Annotated in this window: 13 protein-coding genes; 10 read left to right on the top strand and 3 right to left on the bottom strand. The window is 54.2% G+C overall.

Going from position 1 to position 15,520, the window contains the following annotated elements:
- Positions 1-13 precede the first annotated feature (13 nt).
- A complete protein-coding gene (gene rocF / locus ACPLPM_RS14685; protein ID WP_424357520.1) occupies positions 14-934 on the bottom strand; it encodes an arginase in 921 nt (306 codons plus the stop codon).
- 247 nt (positions 935-1,181) lie between these two features.
- Between rocF and ACPLPM_RS14680 the strand changes: the two genes are divergently transcribed.
- The gene (locus tag ACPLPM_RS14680) at positions 1,182-4,220 is read left to right on the top strand and encodes a PAS domain S-box protein (RefSeq protein WP_424357519.1); all 3,039 of its coding nucleotides are present in this window, start codon (positions 1,182-1,184) and stop codon (positions 4,218-4,220) included.
- Positions 4,221-4,715: 495 nt separating this feature from the next.
- Here the strand turns inward: ACPLPM_RS14680 and ACPLPM_RS14675 are convergent, their stop codons facing one another.
- Positions 4,716-5,363: a helix-turn-helix domain-containing protein gene (locus ACPLPM_RS14675; protein WP_424357518.1), complete on the bottom strand. Its 648-nt coding sequence runs from the start codon at positions 5,361-5,363 to the stop codon at positions 4,716-4,718.
- Positions 5,364-5,435: 72 nt separating this feature from the next.
- Between ACPLPM_RS14675 and ilvC the strand changes: the two genes are divergently transcribed.
- Complete coding sequence (ilvC, locus tag ACPLPM_RS14670) at positions 5,436-6,434, top strand: ketol-acid reductoisomerase (RefSeq protein WP_424357517.1); 999 nt, start codon at positions 5,436-5,438, stop codon at positions 6,432-6,434.
- Between the two features lie 542 nt (positions 6,435-6,976).
- Here ilvC and ACPLPM_RS14665 read toward each other — a convergent pair.
- Entirely contained in the window at positions 6,977-8,746 is a 1,770-nt protein-coding gene (locus ACPLPM_RS14665; RefSeq protein ID WP_424357516.1) for an OmpL47-type beta-barrel domain-containing protein, read from the bottom strand.
- Positions 8,747-8,813: 67 nt separating this feature from the next.
- On the opposite strand from ACPLPM_RS14665, the gene ACPLPM_RS14660 reads away from it, so the two are divergent.
- The 8 genes from ACPLPM_RS14660 (at position 8,814) to ACPLPM_RS14625 (ending at position 15,293) form a co-directional block, all read left to right on the top strand.
- Entirely contained in the window at positions 8,814-9,224 is a 411-nt protein-coding gene (locus tag ACPLPM_RS14660; protein WP_424357515.1) for a cation-translocating P-type ATPase C-terminal domain-containing protein, read from the top strand.
- 125 nt (positions 9,225-9,349) lie between these two features.
- Entirely contained in the window at positions 9,350-10,114 is a 765-nt protein-coding gene (locus ACPLPM_RS14655; RefSeq protein WP_424357514.1) for a hypothetical protein, read from the top strand.
- Between the two features lie 493 nt (positions 10,115-10,607).
- Complete coding sequence (locus ACPLPM_RS14650; protein ID WP_424357513.1) at positions 10,608-11,171, top strand: archaellin/type IV pilin N-terminal domain-containing protein; 564 nt, start codon at positions 10,608-10,610, stop codon at positions 11,169-11,171.
- Between the two features lie 31 nt (positions 11,172-11,202).
- Positions 11,203-11,874, top strand: coding sequence for an archaellin/type IV pilin N-terminal domain-containing protein (locus ACPLPM_RS14645; RefSeq protein WP_424357512.1), 672 nt, complete (start codon positions 11,203-11,205; stop codon positions 11,872-11,874).
- 44 nt (positions 11,875-11,918) lie between these two features.
- Positions 11,919-12,617, top strand: coding sequence for an archaellin/type IV pilin N-terminal domain-containing protein (locus ACPLPM_RS14640; protein WP_424357511.1), 699 nt, complete (start codon positions 11,919-11,921; stop codon positions 12,615-12,617).
- A 660-nt stretch (positions 12,618-13,277) separates the two neighbouring features.
- The gene (locus tag ACPLPM_RS14635; protein WP_424357510.1) at positions 13,278-13,850 is read left to right on the top strand and encodes an archaellin/type IV pilin N-terminal domain-containing protein; all 573 of its coding nucleotides are present in this window, start codon (positions 13,278-13,280) and stop codon (positions 13,848-13,850) included.
- A 31-nt stretch (positions 13,851-13,881) separates the two neighbouring features.
- The gene (locus ACPLPM_RS14630) at positions 13,882-14,568 is read left to right on the top strand and encodes an archaellin/type IV pilin N-terminal domain-containing protein (RefSeq protein WP_424357509.1); all 687 of its coding nucleotides are present in this window, start codon (positions 13,882-13,884) and stop codon (positions 14,566-14,568) included.
- A 44-nt stretch (positions 14,569-14,612) separates the two neighbouring features.
- Positions 14,613-15,293, top strand: a complete 681-nt coding sequence (locus tag ACPLPM_RS14625) for an archaellin/type IV pilin N-terminal domain-containing protein (RefSeq protein ID WP_424357508.1) — start codon at positions 14,613-14,615, stop codon at positions 15,291-15,293.
- The last annotated feature ends 227 nt before the right edge of the window (positions 15,294-15,520 follow it).

The raw sequence follows: 15,520 nt of genomic DNA, 5'->3' as shown, positions 1-15,520 counted from the left end.
CTTTTCTTTTTAACTAAAATATCTTCTTACCCAGGGCCGAAGTAATCAGGCCGATCGCCAGCTTTCCCGTGTTGTTATAGCTGTCCAGGATCGGGTTCAGCTCCACGACTTCCAGCGCCTTGAGCTTGCCGCACTCCGAAACCATCTCCATGGCCAGGTGAGCTTCCCTGTATGTCATGCCGCCCTGCACCGGAGTGCCCACCCCGGGGGCATCGCCCGGATCGATGGAGTCCAGGTCGAACGAGACGTGAATTGCGTCCGTCCCCTTACACGCGATCTTCATCGCCTTTTTCATGACCTTGTGCATGCCCATCTCGTCGATATCCCTCATGGTAAACACGGTCACCTTGGATTTCTTGAGGGCTTCCCTCTCCAGGGGATCGAGGTCCCTTGCGCCAATCAGTACGCAGTTCTCCTCGCAGACGCAGGTTTTACCCATTCTGCCCACGAGCTTTTTCGTCCCTCTGCCGACCGAGGTGGCGAAGCTCATGCCGTGGATGTTGCCCGAGATCGTCGTATCCTCGGTGTTGAAGTCGCCGTGGGCGTCGATCCAGATCAGGCCGATCTTTTTGTAGTGCTTGCTCAGCGCAGCCGTCGTGCCCATCGCTATGCTGTGGTCGCCCCCGATGACCAGCGGGAAGTAGCCGTCGGTGATCGCCTCGCTGACGAAGTCCCGGACCTTCTTGCAAGCGCAGAGTACTTCGTCGTAATGCTTGAGTTTGGGGTTCTTAAACGGCCCTGGCGCTGGTCTCGGAATAAAAATGTTGCCCGTGTCCTCTACCAGGATGTCGAGGTCTGCGATTCGCTTGACCAGACCATCGTTGCGCAGCGCGTCCGGGCCCATGTCGATGCCCCGGCGGTCTGCGCCCAGATCCAGCGGTACACCTACAATACGTACCTTATTAACCGGAGAATGACCATTGCCGCCCGTCATAACTTGAGCAGACTATGATCTCCATAATTAAAGCTTTTTCTTTCGGGGCAGAAAAAAATGTAAAATATGGGGGGAAAATTGACATGAAACTCGAGCGCAGAGCCTTTATTTCGTGATCATGGAACTGGCTCGTGCCCGGTAGCCCGGTAGCGATGCTTCTGCACCACAATCCTAAAATCTAAAGCTTATCCAATAGTAGATTTATCCTATCCGTGCTAACCGCTGATATTCACGAGGTATCTTGCCAGTGGGCGATAAACTAAATTACAATGCCGGGCAGGGCGAAGAAATCCTGCACCTGAAAAACGAGATAGCCGGCCTGCGGGCAGAGCTTGCGAAAAAAGACCTCGACTTGCAGCGCTTCGCCAGGGCCGAGGAAGCCCTGAGGGAAAGCCAGGAGAAGTATTTTGAGCTCTTCGAGCTGGGCAAGGAATCCATTTTTCTTATCGACAACGAGACCGGCAGGCTTCTGGAGGCTAACACCGCCGCGACGGAAATGTACGGCTACGGCCGGGCCGAGCTGCTGCAGATGCGGAACACCGACCTGTCTGCGGAGCCGGAAGACACTCAGAGGGTTACTACTAAAACACCTGCCGGCGGCGTCGTGGTTCCTCTCCGGTACCACAAGAAGCGGGACGGGACAGTCTTTCCGGTGGAGATCACCGGCCGGTTCTTCTCCTGGAAAGGCAGGAATGTCCACGTGGCCGCCATCCGGGACATCACCGAGCGTTGCCAGACTGAAGCTTACCTCCGAAAGCTCAGTTTACTCAAAGTACAGCTCCTGGGGACCGGTGACCTGCAGGCCCGGCTTCAGCAGATCGCCGACAGCGTCATCGATATCTTCGGCGCCGACTTCGCCCGCATCTGGATGATCAGCGATGGAGACCTCTGTGATAAGGGATGCATACACAGGGCAGTAACTGACGGAGAGCTTGTTTGCCCGGATCGAACCCGGTGCCTGCACCTCATGGCCAGTTCCGGGCGTTATACTGCTATCGACGACGACTATCGCCGGGTGCCCATCGGGAATTACCGAGTCGGACGCCTGATTACAGGCGAGTCAGGTAAGTACATCACGAACGATGTCGTGAACAATCCTTTTATCAACGATCCCGCCTGGGCTCAGAGCCTCGGCCTCGTATCGCTGGCCGGCTTCCGCATTCTGTCCCGGGACGGCAAAGCTGTGGGCGCACTGGCGCTGTTTAAAAAGACTCCGATTAATCGCAACGAGGAACTACTGCTGGAGGACCTGGTTAGCACTACTTCTCAAGTCCTCGTTACGGGCAAGGCTGAAGAGGCGCTCCGGGGGAGCGAGGTCAGGTTTCGCTCGCTGATCCAGCACTCGTCCGACATCATCCGGATCATCAATCGCGAGGGGCTGATCGTCTACGATTCCCCGTCCTCTGAGAACATACTGGGCTATCCGGCCGGATACATGCTCGGCAAGACTCCCTCAGAGTTCATACATCCGGATGACCTGGACCGGGTTATGCGGGACCTGGGCGATGTCTTCGAGCGGAGGAACGATGGAAAGCCGACCGAGTTCAGGTTGCGCAAAGCCGACGGCAGGTACCTTGATGTGGAGTCCGTGGGCAGTAACATGCTCGGAGTGCCCGGAGTAGACGGGATTGTGGTCACTACCCGGCCCATCGAGGACCGTAAGAGGGCGGAAGAGGCGCTGCGCAAGAGCGAGAAGAAGTACCGGGAACTGGTGGAAAGCGCCAACAGCATCATCATCCGCTGGGACATGGATGGTACCGTTACCTTCGTGAACGAGTTTGCCACGCGGTTCTTCGGCTATTCCGAAAGCGAGATGATCGGAAAGAACCTGATGGGCTTGATCGTTCCCGGCACCGACTTGACAGGCGATTACATCGCCGGGCTGATCCGGAAGATTACCAACCACCCCGAGCGGTACCTGACCACAGTGAAAATGAACGTGCGCAAGAACGGGGAGTTCGTCTGGATATCCTGGACCAACAAGCCTATCCTGGACGATGCCGGCAACGTGATCGAGAACCTCTCGGTCGGAAACGACATCACTGCCCAGAAGCTGGTCGAAGATGAGAGAAACCTGACTGTCGAGTTCCTGCGCCTCGTCAACGAGAGCCAGGGCACCAGAGACCTTATCCGCTCCGCGACGGGCTTCTTCCAGCGGCAGTCAGGGTGTGAAGCCGTGGGCGTCCGCCTCCGGGAAGGAGATGACTACCCGTACTACGAGTTCAGGGGTTTCTCGGACGAATTCGTACGGGCGGAGAACTGGCTGTGTACCCGCGATGTCTCGGGACAGATCTACACTGACAGCACCGGCTATCCGATATGCGAGTGTATGTGCGGCAACGTGATCCAGGGTCGGTTCGACCCATCAAAGTCTTTTTTCACGGCAAGGGGCAGCTTCTGGAGCAACAGCACGACCGGGCTGCTGGCTACTACCACCGAGGCGGACCGGCAGGCCAGGACCCGGAACCGGTGTAATGGGGAAGGGTATGAATCTGTAGCCCTGATCGCCCTGTGCTTCGGCGACGAGCGAATGGGCCTCCTGCAGCTGAACGACCGCCGAAAGGGCCTCTTCTCTCCGGGGATTATCGCCTTGTGGGAGCGGCTGGCCGACTACCTGGCCGTGGCGCTGGCCAAGCTCCGCACCGAGGACGCTCTCCGGGAATCCCTGAAAGAGAAGGAAGTATTGCTAAAAGAGGTCCACCACAGGGTGAAGAACAACCTGCAGATCATCACCAGCCTGCTCAACCTGCAGATGTCCAAATTGCAGGACGCCGATGTCGTGACAGCCCTGACCGAAAGCCAGAGCCGGATCCGGTCGATGGCCCTCCTGCACGAGAAACTATACCAGTCTAAAGACCTGTCCAGCATCGACTTCGGGGAATACGTCCGGGGCCTCATCTCGTCTGCATACCGCACCTACGGGGCAAACCCCGGGCAGATCAGCGTAGAGATCCAGGCGGACGACGTCCGGCTCGGCATCGATACCGCCATTCCCTGCGGGCTGATCATCAACGAGCTCTCTACCAACGCCTTCAAGTACGCCTTCCCCGGAGACAGGCAAGGCAGGCTGACGATCAGGGTTTCTGCCGAAGAGTCCGGACAGGTGGAGCTCATCATCAGCGACAACGGCACAGGCCTCCCGGCCGGCTTCGACCTCGACAAGGTCACCACCCTCGGCCTGCAGCTCGTAGTTTCGCTGGTCAACCAGCTGGAGGGCGAGATCGAGATCAAAAACGAAGGCGGAGTCACCTACCGCATCACCTTCCGGGAAAAGAGACATGGTTGATGAACTGATATACTAAACCATGGCGGCACAATGACTAGTAACCACAACGGCACAGCGACACGGCGACAAACTGAGAAAGGATAACCAGATTAATGTTCTTACCACGGCGGCACGGCGACACGGCGCGAGTCAGTACCTTGAAGGTCAGGCTCTTTTTTATCTATCCACGGCGGCACGGCGGACTGACAGCACGGAGACAAATGTATTTCAGTATCCGGGAGCCGGAGGCCTGGCAGAATTCAACGATCGGCATGCAAGCAGCTTTTTGGTTAATGAGCTGTCTTGGTGTCGCCGTGGATTATAAGAATAGCCCTACTTCTTCGTGGTTCGCCATTGTCTTGGTGTCGCCGTGCCGCCGTGGTTCAACTATCTATCCAGCTTGTCGTATCTCGCCATTGTCTTGGTGTCGCCGTGCCGCCGTGGTTAGAACCTCTATTTTCCAGTTGTCATGATCAGAGGCCGTGCCGCGGTGGTTCATTTTTCCATGGTTACCATTTAGACTGGGTGTACGTAATTCTCCAGCACCTTCTTCTCCGCCTTCCGCAGGTGCTCTACCGCAGTCGACGCCGATATTCCCAGCATTCTGGCCACGTCTTCGATGGACGCCTTGCGGGGAGAGTCGAAGTACCCCATCTCTACGGCGGCTGCGAGCGCGGAGGTCTGGCGTTCGGTGAGCCCTTCGCTGGAGTGGGCGGACGCGGTGTTCCTGATGTAGGCGATCTCGGCGTGCTTTTCGAGGCTGGCGATGGCTTCCTGTAACTCTTCTCTGGAGGGCGCCATGATCTGCCAGTTTTCGATGCCGTCCCTCACCACGGTGGGCCCGATGAACACGCAGTTGGTCTTTAGCAGGTGTTCCAGGATCGAGCTCTGCTCGGCCCAGGTGACTACTTCTGCCCGGCCGGAACCCTGGGAGAGGATGGAGTATCTCTTGATTTCGGGCAGCTTTGACAGGTATGGCCCGAGGCTGGCTAAGGCTGGCGTCATGATCGTCTGGTAACCGTAGAGCTGCCTGTTAGGCAGGACATACGTGTAGCGGACCAGGATGGTAGCCCTGAGCCCCCGGGAGAGCTTATAGTGCCAGCAGTCGTGGTGTTTGATACCGATGCTAATGGCGATGCTGCTACTGGTCGGGGAGGATTCCATATATATCAAACACCGAATATGTTCGGGCTAAATCTTAAAGTGATCGGCTGGTGATGTAGATATGGTGTTATAATGGCGACCATCTACTACGAGAAGGACGCAGATCTCAAGATTCTCAAAGGCAAGAAAATCGCGATCATCGGCTACGGCAGCCAGGGCATGGCCCAGTCTCAGAGCCTCAAGGACTCCGGCCTCGACGTCATCGTAGGCCTCCGCAAGGGCGGGGCCTCCTGGGAGCAGGCGAAGAAGGACGGCCTGAAAGTGGCTACCATCGAGGAAGCCGCCCAGCAGGCGGACTACATCCAGATGCTCATCCCGGACGAGCTGCAGGGCAAAGTGTACCACGAGCAGATCGAGCCCTACATGAAGAAGGGCAAGATCCTCGGCTTCTCCCACGGCTTCAACATCACCTACGGCATGATCAAGCCCTCCAGGGACATCGACGTCGTCATGATCGCCCCCAAGAGCCCGGGCCACCTCGTCAGGAGGATGTACCAGCAGGGCGCAGGCGTGCCGGCCCTCGTCGCCATCCAGCAGGACGCATCTAAGAAGGCCCTGCAGTACGCTCTGGCCTACGCTGCAGGTATTGGCTGCACCAAGGCAGGCGTGCTCGCGACCACCTTCAAGGAGGAAACGGAGACCGACCTGTTCGGCGAGCAGGTAGACCTCTGCGGCGGCTGCTCCGAAATGATCAAGGCCTCCTTCGAGACCCTGGTCAACGCGGGCTACCAGCCCGAGATCGCCTACTTCGAGACCCTTCACGAGCTCAAGCTGATCGTGGACCTGATCTACGAAGGCGGCATGGCTTCCATGTGGGACAGCGTCTCGGATACCGCCCAATACGGCGGCATGACCCGGGGCAAGAGGATCATCAACGACCAGAGCCGCATGGAAATGTGGCGCACCCTCGAGGAGATCCAGGATGGCCGCTTTGCAAGAGAGTGGGTCCTCGAAAACATGGCCGGCAGGCCTCACTTCAACGCCCTGACCCAGCAGGATGCAGAGCATCCCATCGAAGTAGTGGGCAAGGAGCTCCGCTCCATGATGCCGTGGCTGAAACAGAAGAAGTAAGCTTTCAGCTTGACTTTGCCATGCCTTGCGGCATATGTGCCTGAAGGAGTGTATCGGCTTCGATCTAGCCTGACAAAGAGGGCGACCTGGCGGAACAAAACCTCCGCGTCCAGAGTCGCCCGGTTCTCTTTTTTAATCTCGTTGCTCATGTGGCATGAGACAGCAATAAGAACGCTGCGCTGTGCGTTACTGATTGCTCAAAATGGGTGAGACAGCAAGACGATCGCTGCGCTGTGCCAGATCACAGATTTCGACAGATTGCACTGATTTCACAGATGCGACTTGATAAGAATTAAAGATCAGCTATCAATCATTTTGGGTCTCGAAGTTATCTGTGCAATCTGTCAAATCTGTAACAATCTGTGATCCTGGCACAGCGCAGCGTTCGTGTACGTTCACGAGCACAGAGGCAACTGCTTGCGAGTATCCTGGAAATGATGGCCGGCACAGCTCAGCGTTCGTCTTCTTCCATGGACACTGAGCTTATTGTTTGTGTCTATCTGGAAAAATGATGGCCGGGAGAGCTCGAAGCCCCCCGTCTCTTATTGTCTCTTGATCCAGTAGTAGCCGCCGGCCATTAAGACGATGACTGCGAGCACCAGTAGTATTGGCCAGAGACAGTGCCCCTGAATGCTCGTCGGCTCTTCTGGGGTCGCTGCAGGAGTCGGCGTAGACATCGGGGTGGGCGTGAGGGTCGGGGATGGCGTGATCGTGGCCGTAACCATAGTCTCGGTCACAGTCGCTGTCGGACCTGAGGTTGCAGTCGGTAACTGGGTCGGCGCTGCAGTGGTGGTAGGCTGTCTACCGTACATCTCGTCCATCGAGATCGTGGGCGGCGGGTTTCCTGAGCTGGCGGGGGCCGGTTTGTCTATGTTGATCTGCCGGCTTCCGGTGGCGTAGTTGCCGGCGTTGTCGGAGCAATTCCAGTGTACGGTGTTCGTACCCTCCCCGGTTACCTCGAAGGGGCCCGTATAGGTATTCCAGTGCGCATTGTCCAGGCTGTACTCGATCTGGTCGACTCCTGAGCCGCCGACATCAGTTGCCGACAAAGCTACCGGTACGTCGGTGGTATACCACCCGTTCACAGAGGTGTCAGGTAGAGTGCACGTTACTACCGGGACGATGTTATCTACGCATACCGTAGTTACTCCTTCCACGCCGGAGTAAAACACGCAAACCCGGTCGCTGTCGTGCTCGGGGTCATTGTCGAAGTCGGTGATGTAGATGTTCTCGTCGGCGTCCAGCGCGACGCCGAAGGTAAAGCGAAACGGCCCGGTCGCCGATCCTTCGATGTTGTGCTGCCAGGTGCCCGCGTTGTCGAACACCTGTATTCGGCCGTTATCTGTGTCGGCTACGTAGATGTTGCCGGCGCTGTCGACCACAATACCCCACGGATTATAGAATTCTCCGTTGCCTTCGCCGGGGCTCCCGAAGGTCTGGAGCCAGGTGCCGGTGCTGTCGTATTTATGGATCCGGCAATTGCTGGTGTCGGCTACGTAGATGTTGCCGGCGCCGTCGACAGCGACGCCGCGCGGGTTTTCAAATCTCTCATCAAAGGCCCCGAATCTCCTGATGTCCTCTTGCCAGGTGCCGGTACTGTCGAAGATCTGGATCCTGTTGTTACCTGAGTCGGCCACGTAGGTGTTGCCTGCAGTGTCCACCTCTATACTGGCAGGGGCGTTAAACTGCACGCTGCCGCCCTCGATGGTTCGTAGCCATGCGCCAGTGCTGTCGTATACCTGGATCCGGTTGTTATCTGTGTCGGCTACGTAGATGTTGCCGTTGCCGTCCACTTCGAGATCCCACGGGCTGTTAAACTCGTAGTTGCCAGTACCCCGGGTCCCCCCGATGGTTTGGATCAAGGCGCCTGTGCTGTCGAATATCAGTACCCGGTGGTTTAAAGCGTCAGCTATGTAGATGTCGCCGTTGCCGTCTACCGCAATCCCGAAGGCGGAGGGTAGGCCTGCAATCGTCCCGTTAGTAGCTGTCAGGGTAATCGTGTACCTGTCGTCCGGGACCGGGTTGCCATGGCCGTCTGTCCCGTCCCATGTCACGCTATGAGTTCCTGCGGCCTGGCCGGACAGCTGCGTAGTCCACACCGTGTCACCGCCCGAGCCGTTGATCACGACTCCGACATCGCTATCAACCACATTGGCCATGGTGTAGCTGATGGTCGTGACGGAGCCCGATTTCATGGCATCGGGGCTGGGGGAGCAGGTAATCGACGGCCCTGCTACCTGGGCTTGCGTGACAATGACTAGTAATATAGACAGGGCGACTATTGCTATAGTAACGATACGGATTCCCGACACTGTATATCCACCTTTAAGCACCAAAAATGATCTTGCGGGTGTTTATAGCCGGAGCTATTAATCGATTATGGTCATTTATAGAATTACATTTATCAGATTACCCGGCTGGCAATACTTCACTACTGGCGACGTAGTCACGGCGCAGACTGCGGCTTTCGTCACCTGGCTCATCGGCCACATCCTGCTGGCGCTGAACCTGAAGCAGGATCGGCTGCCACTACTGAAGCAAGGCCTGTTTACCAACCGTTTTGGAGCCATGTGGCTGGCAGGGATGATAGTACTTGTTTTTACGATCACAAGCGTACCCGCTCTGCACCAGATTTTTTACAACGGGGCTACCTCTGACAGCCTGGGCAGCGATAATCCTGGTAGCGATAGTATCTACGTGCTGGATCGAGGCGAAGAAGTGGCTGACGCAGCGGCGGATGTGATAACGGGCTGCCGTTATCCAGCAGGCCCTACTTACTGTTCGTGTTAAACAGCATACTAGCGATCTTATGCAGGTATCTGTTATGACGCATTTTTAATGCGTTAATTTTTATATAAATGCCCCCCAGATTGACAGGTGGATTCATAATAGATATTATAAGGGGAGGATTGAGGATGAAAACAATATTATGTGCAGTTATCATTGCGTCGCTGGTCCTGCTGGCAGGGACCGCAGCGGCGCAGCAGCTAAATACGGGCCAGCAGATGGCAGGCTTCCCGCAAGGGGCACAGCAGCCTGTGTCTCAGCAGCCCTCGATGCAGCAGGGCATGCAACCAGGTATGCAGACCGGTATGCAGCAGCCTCAGCTCGGGGGCCAGCAACTGCCGCAGCAACAGCCCGGTGTCCTGAACATACCGCCCGCACCGGCAAAGCCTGTGGCGAACGGTGCGTACGGCAATAACGACCGGGCGGCCATCCTCGGCGAGCAGCTGAGCTCCGCTTCGCAGGGGAATGCCAACGTGTACATCACCGAGAACCCCAACCGGACGGTTTCGCTGGACGTGAAGCTGCTGGCAAACGGGGACCCGTACAGCATGGCTGGCACCATGGCCAACCTCACGTACATGGTCAGCTCGATTTACAGCTTCACCGATATGAAGGGAAGCGACATCCTGCTTACTGTCTATGATACCACGGGTAACGTGATTACCTCGGCCAGATTCTCCGATGCGAAGAACGCGTTCGAGTACTACAACGTGCCTCCGCAGGCTGTCGCAACGGCAACGCCGGTCATCCAGCCCGGATACCCGCAGCCGGGTTATCAGCAGCCGGGATATCCACAACCCGGGTATCAGCAGCCTGGTTATGGTCAGCCCGCATACGGGCAGCCGGCATACGGTGGTCAAACAGGTACGCAGCCATCCTATGGCTACCGGTGAATGGAAGATAGAATCGGCTTGCTCCGGGCTCTCGCCCGCACGGTGGAGAAACCTTTCGGCCTGAGCCCCGGAAGCGCCCAGTTTTACCATATTTTTTCTGTAACTACCCATTTTTTACAAATATCTAAAGCATATTACAGAATGCTAATCGCTTTTTACCAATGATCGGCGAGCTGTTCATTTATATTTATATCGTTTTGAAGTCGGCTTATTTTGCGCCGGCGAACAAATCGCCGCACGTATCATTATTAGGCTCCGGACGATACATTTAATCCTAACTGTAAATAATAATCATCTAAGTTTCAACAGTTGAAACAAACTCAGTTTTGTTACATTTTTGTAATTCCAGAACCAATTTTCCATATCTGAAATTATTTTGGCATAATTTCCCAATAATTAGAAAAAATTTATATTAGCACTCAATGAACTACTTACTATGAGCAACCGGGTAGTCAACAATAACCCGGTATGTAAAGAATTGTGAGGTAATATAATGAAAAGCAACGGAAGAAAATTCCAGAAGAATAATGCGGCATTCACGGGCCTTGAGGCTGCCATAGTGCTCATCGCTTTCGTGGTAGTCGCGGCTGTCTTCTCATACGTTATGCTGGGTGCAGGCTTCTTCACCTCGCAGAAGAGCAAGGAAGTCGTGCACACAGGTGTTGACCAGGCCACCTCGTCCATTCAGCTCTCCGGTGACGTCATCGGAAAAGGGGCAGCTGGTGAAGTTACCAATCTTCTGGTAACGCTGTCGCTGACTGCTGGTAACAATCCAGTCGACACGTCCAAGATAGTCGTATCCTACAAGGACAACCTGCAGTACAGCCCGAAGATGGCGTTCGTCAGCACGTGGGTGAAGTCCAACCAGGCTGTCGGATCTGAGGATAATATGCTCGAAGAGTTCGAGAAAGTCAGGCTCGACATTACTGTCCCCGGCAGCTATAACCTGGGCATAAACACGCAGTTTACTCTTGAGGTAAAGCCTGCGGCTGGTGCGATCCTGCCGATTACGCTGACCACTCCGCCGGTCATCTCAGGTGTCATGACGCTGGTGTAACCAAACCATTGAGGATTGTGAGGTATTATTCATGAAGTCTAACAGGAAATTCACGAAGAACAGTGCGGCTTTCACGGGCCTTGAGGCTGCAATCGTCCTCATCGCCTTCGTAGTGGTCGCGGCTGTCTTCTCATATGTTATGCTGGGTGCAGGTTTCTTCACCTCGCAGAAGAGTAAGGAAGTCGTGCACACTGGTGTTGACCAGGCAACCGCATCCCTGCAGATCGCAGGCGACATCATCGGCATCGGCGACACTACTGACGCTAAGCTTGATGGTGCAATCGTTACTCTGTCGCTGACCGCGGGCAACAACCCGGTCGACATGGGTAAACTGGTCGTCTCTTACACGACTGCCACTAACTATGAAGACAACATCTACTCAGGCGCAACGAGCACCGGGATCACCACGGCCAGCGATATCTACAACGCTGGTAACAGCGAAAACGGTGGCTACCAGTGGGTAGTAGCCGGTAACGGCGACGCACTGCTGGACAAGAATGAGAAGGTTCAGCTGAACCTGCCCTTCCCGACCGATGCAAGGCACAACGTGCTGGGCAACGCAGCGGGTAATCTCTACGCTACCGACGAGCGGGTAGGTGCGAATGAGAAGGTTACGCTGGATATTAAGCCGGCTACTGGTGCAAACCTGCAGATTACGTTCACTGTACCGCCGACGATCGACAGCTACATGGTGCTGCTGTAAATTCGTCAGGTGAATGGAAGTAATAAGCAACTGAGGTAATGATTATGAAGTCTAACAGGAAATTCACGAAGAACAGTGCGGCTTTCACGGGCCTTGAGGCTGCAATCGTCCTCATCGCCTTCGTAGTGGTCGCGGCTGTCTTCTCATATGTTATGCTGGGTGCAGGTTTCTTCACCTCGCAGAAGAGTAAGGAAGTCGTGCACACTGGTGTTGATCAGGCAACCTCGTCCATCGAGCTCGCCGGCGACATCATCGGCGGCAGCTCCGGTGGCACCGTGGTAGAGTACATCGATGTTACTCTGTCGCTGACCGCGGGCAACAATCCAGTCGATCTTGAGAAGCTGGTCGTCTCGTACAATTCGGAGGATGACTATAAATCTGCAATCTGGGGAGACGGCAACAGCGCTCACTATGACTATGCAGCAGTATACCCTACCTGGGAAGGAGCAACCGATGCGAAAGACACCGCTGCGGATACCCCCATGGTTCCTGGAACGGGCTACATGTACTACTGGGTCCAGTCTAACCAGGTCACCCCTAACAACCTGCTCGAGCAGTTTGAAAAGGTTACCATCCATATCTGCCTGACGAACGATGACAACCTGGGCCTTACTGGGGAACTTACCCACCAGCCGGGCACAAACTACGACATCAACCTCGAGATAAAGCCGGCATCCGGCGCAACCTTGATGATCCCGCTCAAGACTCCGCCGGTCATCAAGACCATCATGAGGCTGGGCTAAGGCGAGCTGGTGCCTGATGGCACCATCTCTTTTTCTTTTTTCAGCTATTCTACTGTACTTCTTTTCTACAAGTCTCTCCTATGTGCCCGAGCTTTAACAAAGGTCTGGCAAGTAAGTCTTTATAATATCACATTCGTGTGCTATCCCGGCCAGCATAAAGTGCCATATTCGCCTGAATTTACATTATATGGCTTAGATCAAGTATGCTCAGGCATTGTTTTTCAGGGGCAGGATAGTTCAAGTCCTGTATATCCTTTGTATTATCGATTGTTGAAGCAGTTGTACTCTCCACAGCTACCTATCTACTTTTTCCAGGCATAATTACGGCGGCCTCTACAGGTCGAAGCGCTTGGCTAATCTCGTCATTTTTCAAATATTTTTAATATCAGGCATTAATCTACATTGCAAATCGTTAGTTATGCATGTGGTTGCTAACCAATTGGTAATTGTGAGTATTTATTGTTCGTTTATTGTTATTGCGGCATACATATACGTTATTTTTCAATTATCTCTATTATTTCTAGTACATTTTTCATATCTGAAATTTAATTTGGGTAATTTCCAATGAATTAGAAAACATTTATATTAACACTGGTTGATATAGCAATTAAGAGCAGCCTGTAGAATCAATGGATCTACGGCTAATTGTGAGGTAAAAACATGAAAAACAGAAACACGAAGAACAATGCGGCTTTCACGGGCCTTGAGGCTGCTATCGTCCTCATCGCCTTCGTGGTAGTTGCTGCAGTTTTCTCTTATGTGATGCTGGGTGCAGGCTTCTTCACCTCGCAGAAGAGCAAGGAAGTCGTGCACACAGGTGTTGATCAGGCGACCTCGTCTATCCAGTTATCCGGTGACGTCACCGGTATTGGCGCGGCTAATGAAGTTACTAATCTCTATGTTACCCTGTCGCTGACCGCGGGTAACAATCCGGTAGACACGTCCAAGGTGGTCGTATCCTACAAGGATAACCTGCAATACAACCCGAGGATTTTCGATGGTGTGACAAATGCTGCAGATATCCACTGGGTGAAGTCCAACCAGGCGGCCGGATCTGAGGATAATATGCTCGAAGAGTTCGAGAAAGTCAGGCTTGACATTACTATCCCCGGCACTTATAACTTGGTGGCTAACACGCAGTTTACCATTGAGGTAAAGCCTGCGGCTGGTGCGATCTTACCGATTACGCTGACCACTCCGCCGGTAGTCTCCGGTGTCATGACGCTGGTGTAAAACAGTCATTGAGGATTGTGAGGAATTATTCATGAAATCCAACAGGAAATTCACTAAGAACAGTGCTGGTTTCACGGGCCTTGAGGCTGCAATCGTCCTCATCGCCTTCGTGGTCGTAGCGGCAGTGTTCTCTTACGTTATGCTGGGTGCAGGTTTCTTCACCTCGCAGAAGAGCAAGGAAGTCGTGCACACTGGTGTTGACCAGGCAACCGCATCCCTGCAGATCGCAGGTGACACCATCGGCCTCGGTGACGCCACCGACGCTAAGCTGGATGGTGCAATCGTTACTCTGTCTTTGACTGCAGGTAATAATCCGGTCGACATGACCAAGATGGTGGTCTCTTACACGACTGCATCTTATTACGAAGATAATATCTACTCGGGCATGCCCAGCACTGCGATGGCTCTCACGAGCGACGTCCACAACGATGGAACTCCAACCACCGATGGCGGCTACCAGTTCGTGGTTGCCGGCAATGGTGACAATATGCTGGACAAGAACGAGAAGGTTCAGCTGAACCTGCCCTTCCCGACCAACGTAGGTAACGGTGCAGCAGATCTTGTCAGGAACGACGTGGCCAACACACCCTATACCGGCGAGCAGAGAGTAGGCGCTAACGAAAAGGTTACGCTGGATATTAAGCCGGCTACTGGTGCAAACCTGCAGATTACGTTCACTGTACCGCCGACGATCGACAGCTACATGGTGCTGCTGTAAATTCGTCAGGTGAATGGAAGTAATAAGCAACTGAGGTAATGATTATGAAGTCTAACAGGAAATTCACGAAGAACAGTGCGGCTTTCACGGGCCTTGAGGCTGCAATCGTCCTCATCGCCTTCGTAGTGGTCGCGGCTGTCTTCTCATATGTTATGCTGGGTGCAGGTTTCTTCACCTCGCAGAAGAGCAAGGAAGTCGTGCACACTGGTGTTGATCAGGCAACCTCGTCCATCGAGCTCGCCGGCGACATCATCGGCGGAGGAGCTGGCACTGATGTGACCTACATCGACATTACTCTGTCGCTGACCGCGGGCAACAATCCAGTCGATCTTGAGAAGACAGTAATATCCTACACTTCGCAGGATGACTATGTATCTGCAATCTGGGGAGACGGTAATGCCGCTCACTACGACTATGTAGCTACATATGGAACCTGGACTGGTGCAACTGCTGGAAAGGGCCCTCTGACTCCGGCAACTGGTTACCTGTACTTCTGGGTGCAGTCTAACCAGGTTACGCCTAACAACCTGCTCGAGCAGTTCGAGAAGGTTACACTGCACGTCGGTCTCACGGATGCGCTGAACGGTCCGGGCGCAGGTGCGTTAAACCAGGCTCCGGGCACTAACTACGATGTCAACATCGAGATTAAGCCTGCGTCGGGTGCAAGCCTGATGATCCCGCTCAAGACTCCGCCGGTCATCAAGACCATCATGAGGCTGGGCTAAAGAGCCAAGAATAAGGCGGGATGATAGAATGGTGCTCTTTAAGAGCATCATTCGCCGATTATTTTTTCCGATCATTGTTTACCAGGGCATCTGGTGGCATATCTAACATCTGCTTCCTGCTGAGCTCTGGCGATCTTTTCCAGATGAATATTTTATTCGGGTGTCAGCCCTTGCAATTTTGCAAATCGCTTTCCTTAATCTCACTTTTTATACAAAAAATATATTAT

Origin of the sequence: Methanocella sp. MCL-LM, from assembly GCF_049676595.1 — an archaeon.
Taxonomy (GTDB): Archaea; Halobacteriota; Methanocellia; order Methanocellales; family Methanocellaceae; genus Methanocella_A.
The sequence above is the reverse complement of the archived record's forward strand: the minus strand, read 5'-3'. Positions and strand labels throughout refer to the sequence as shown.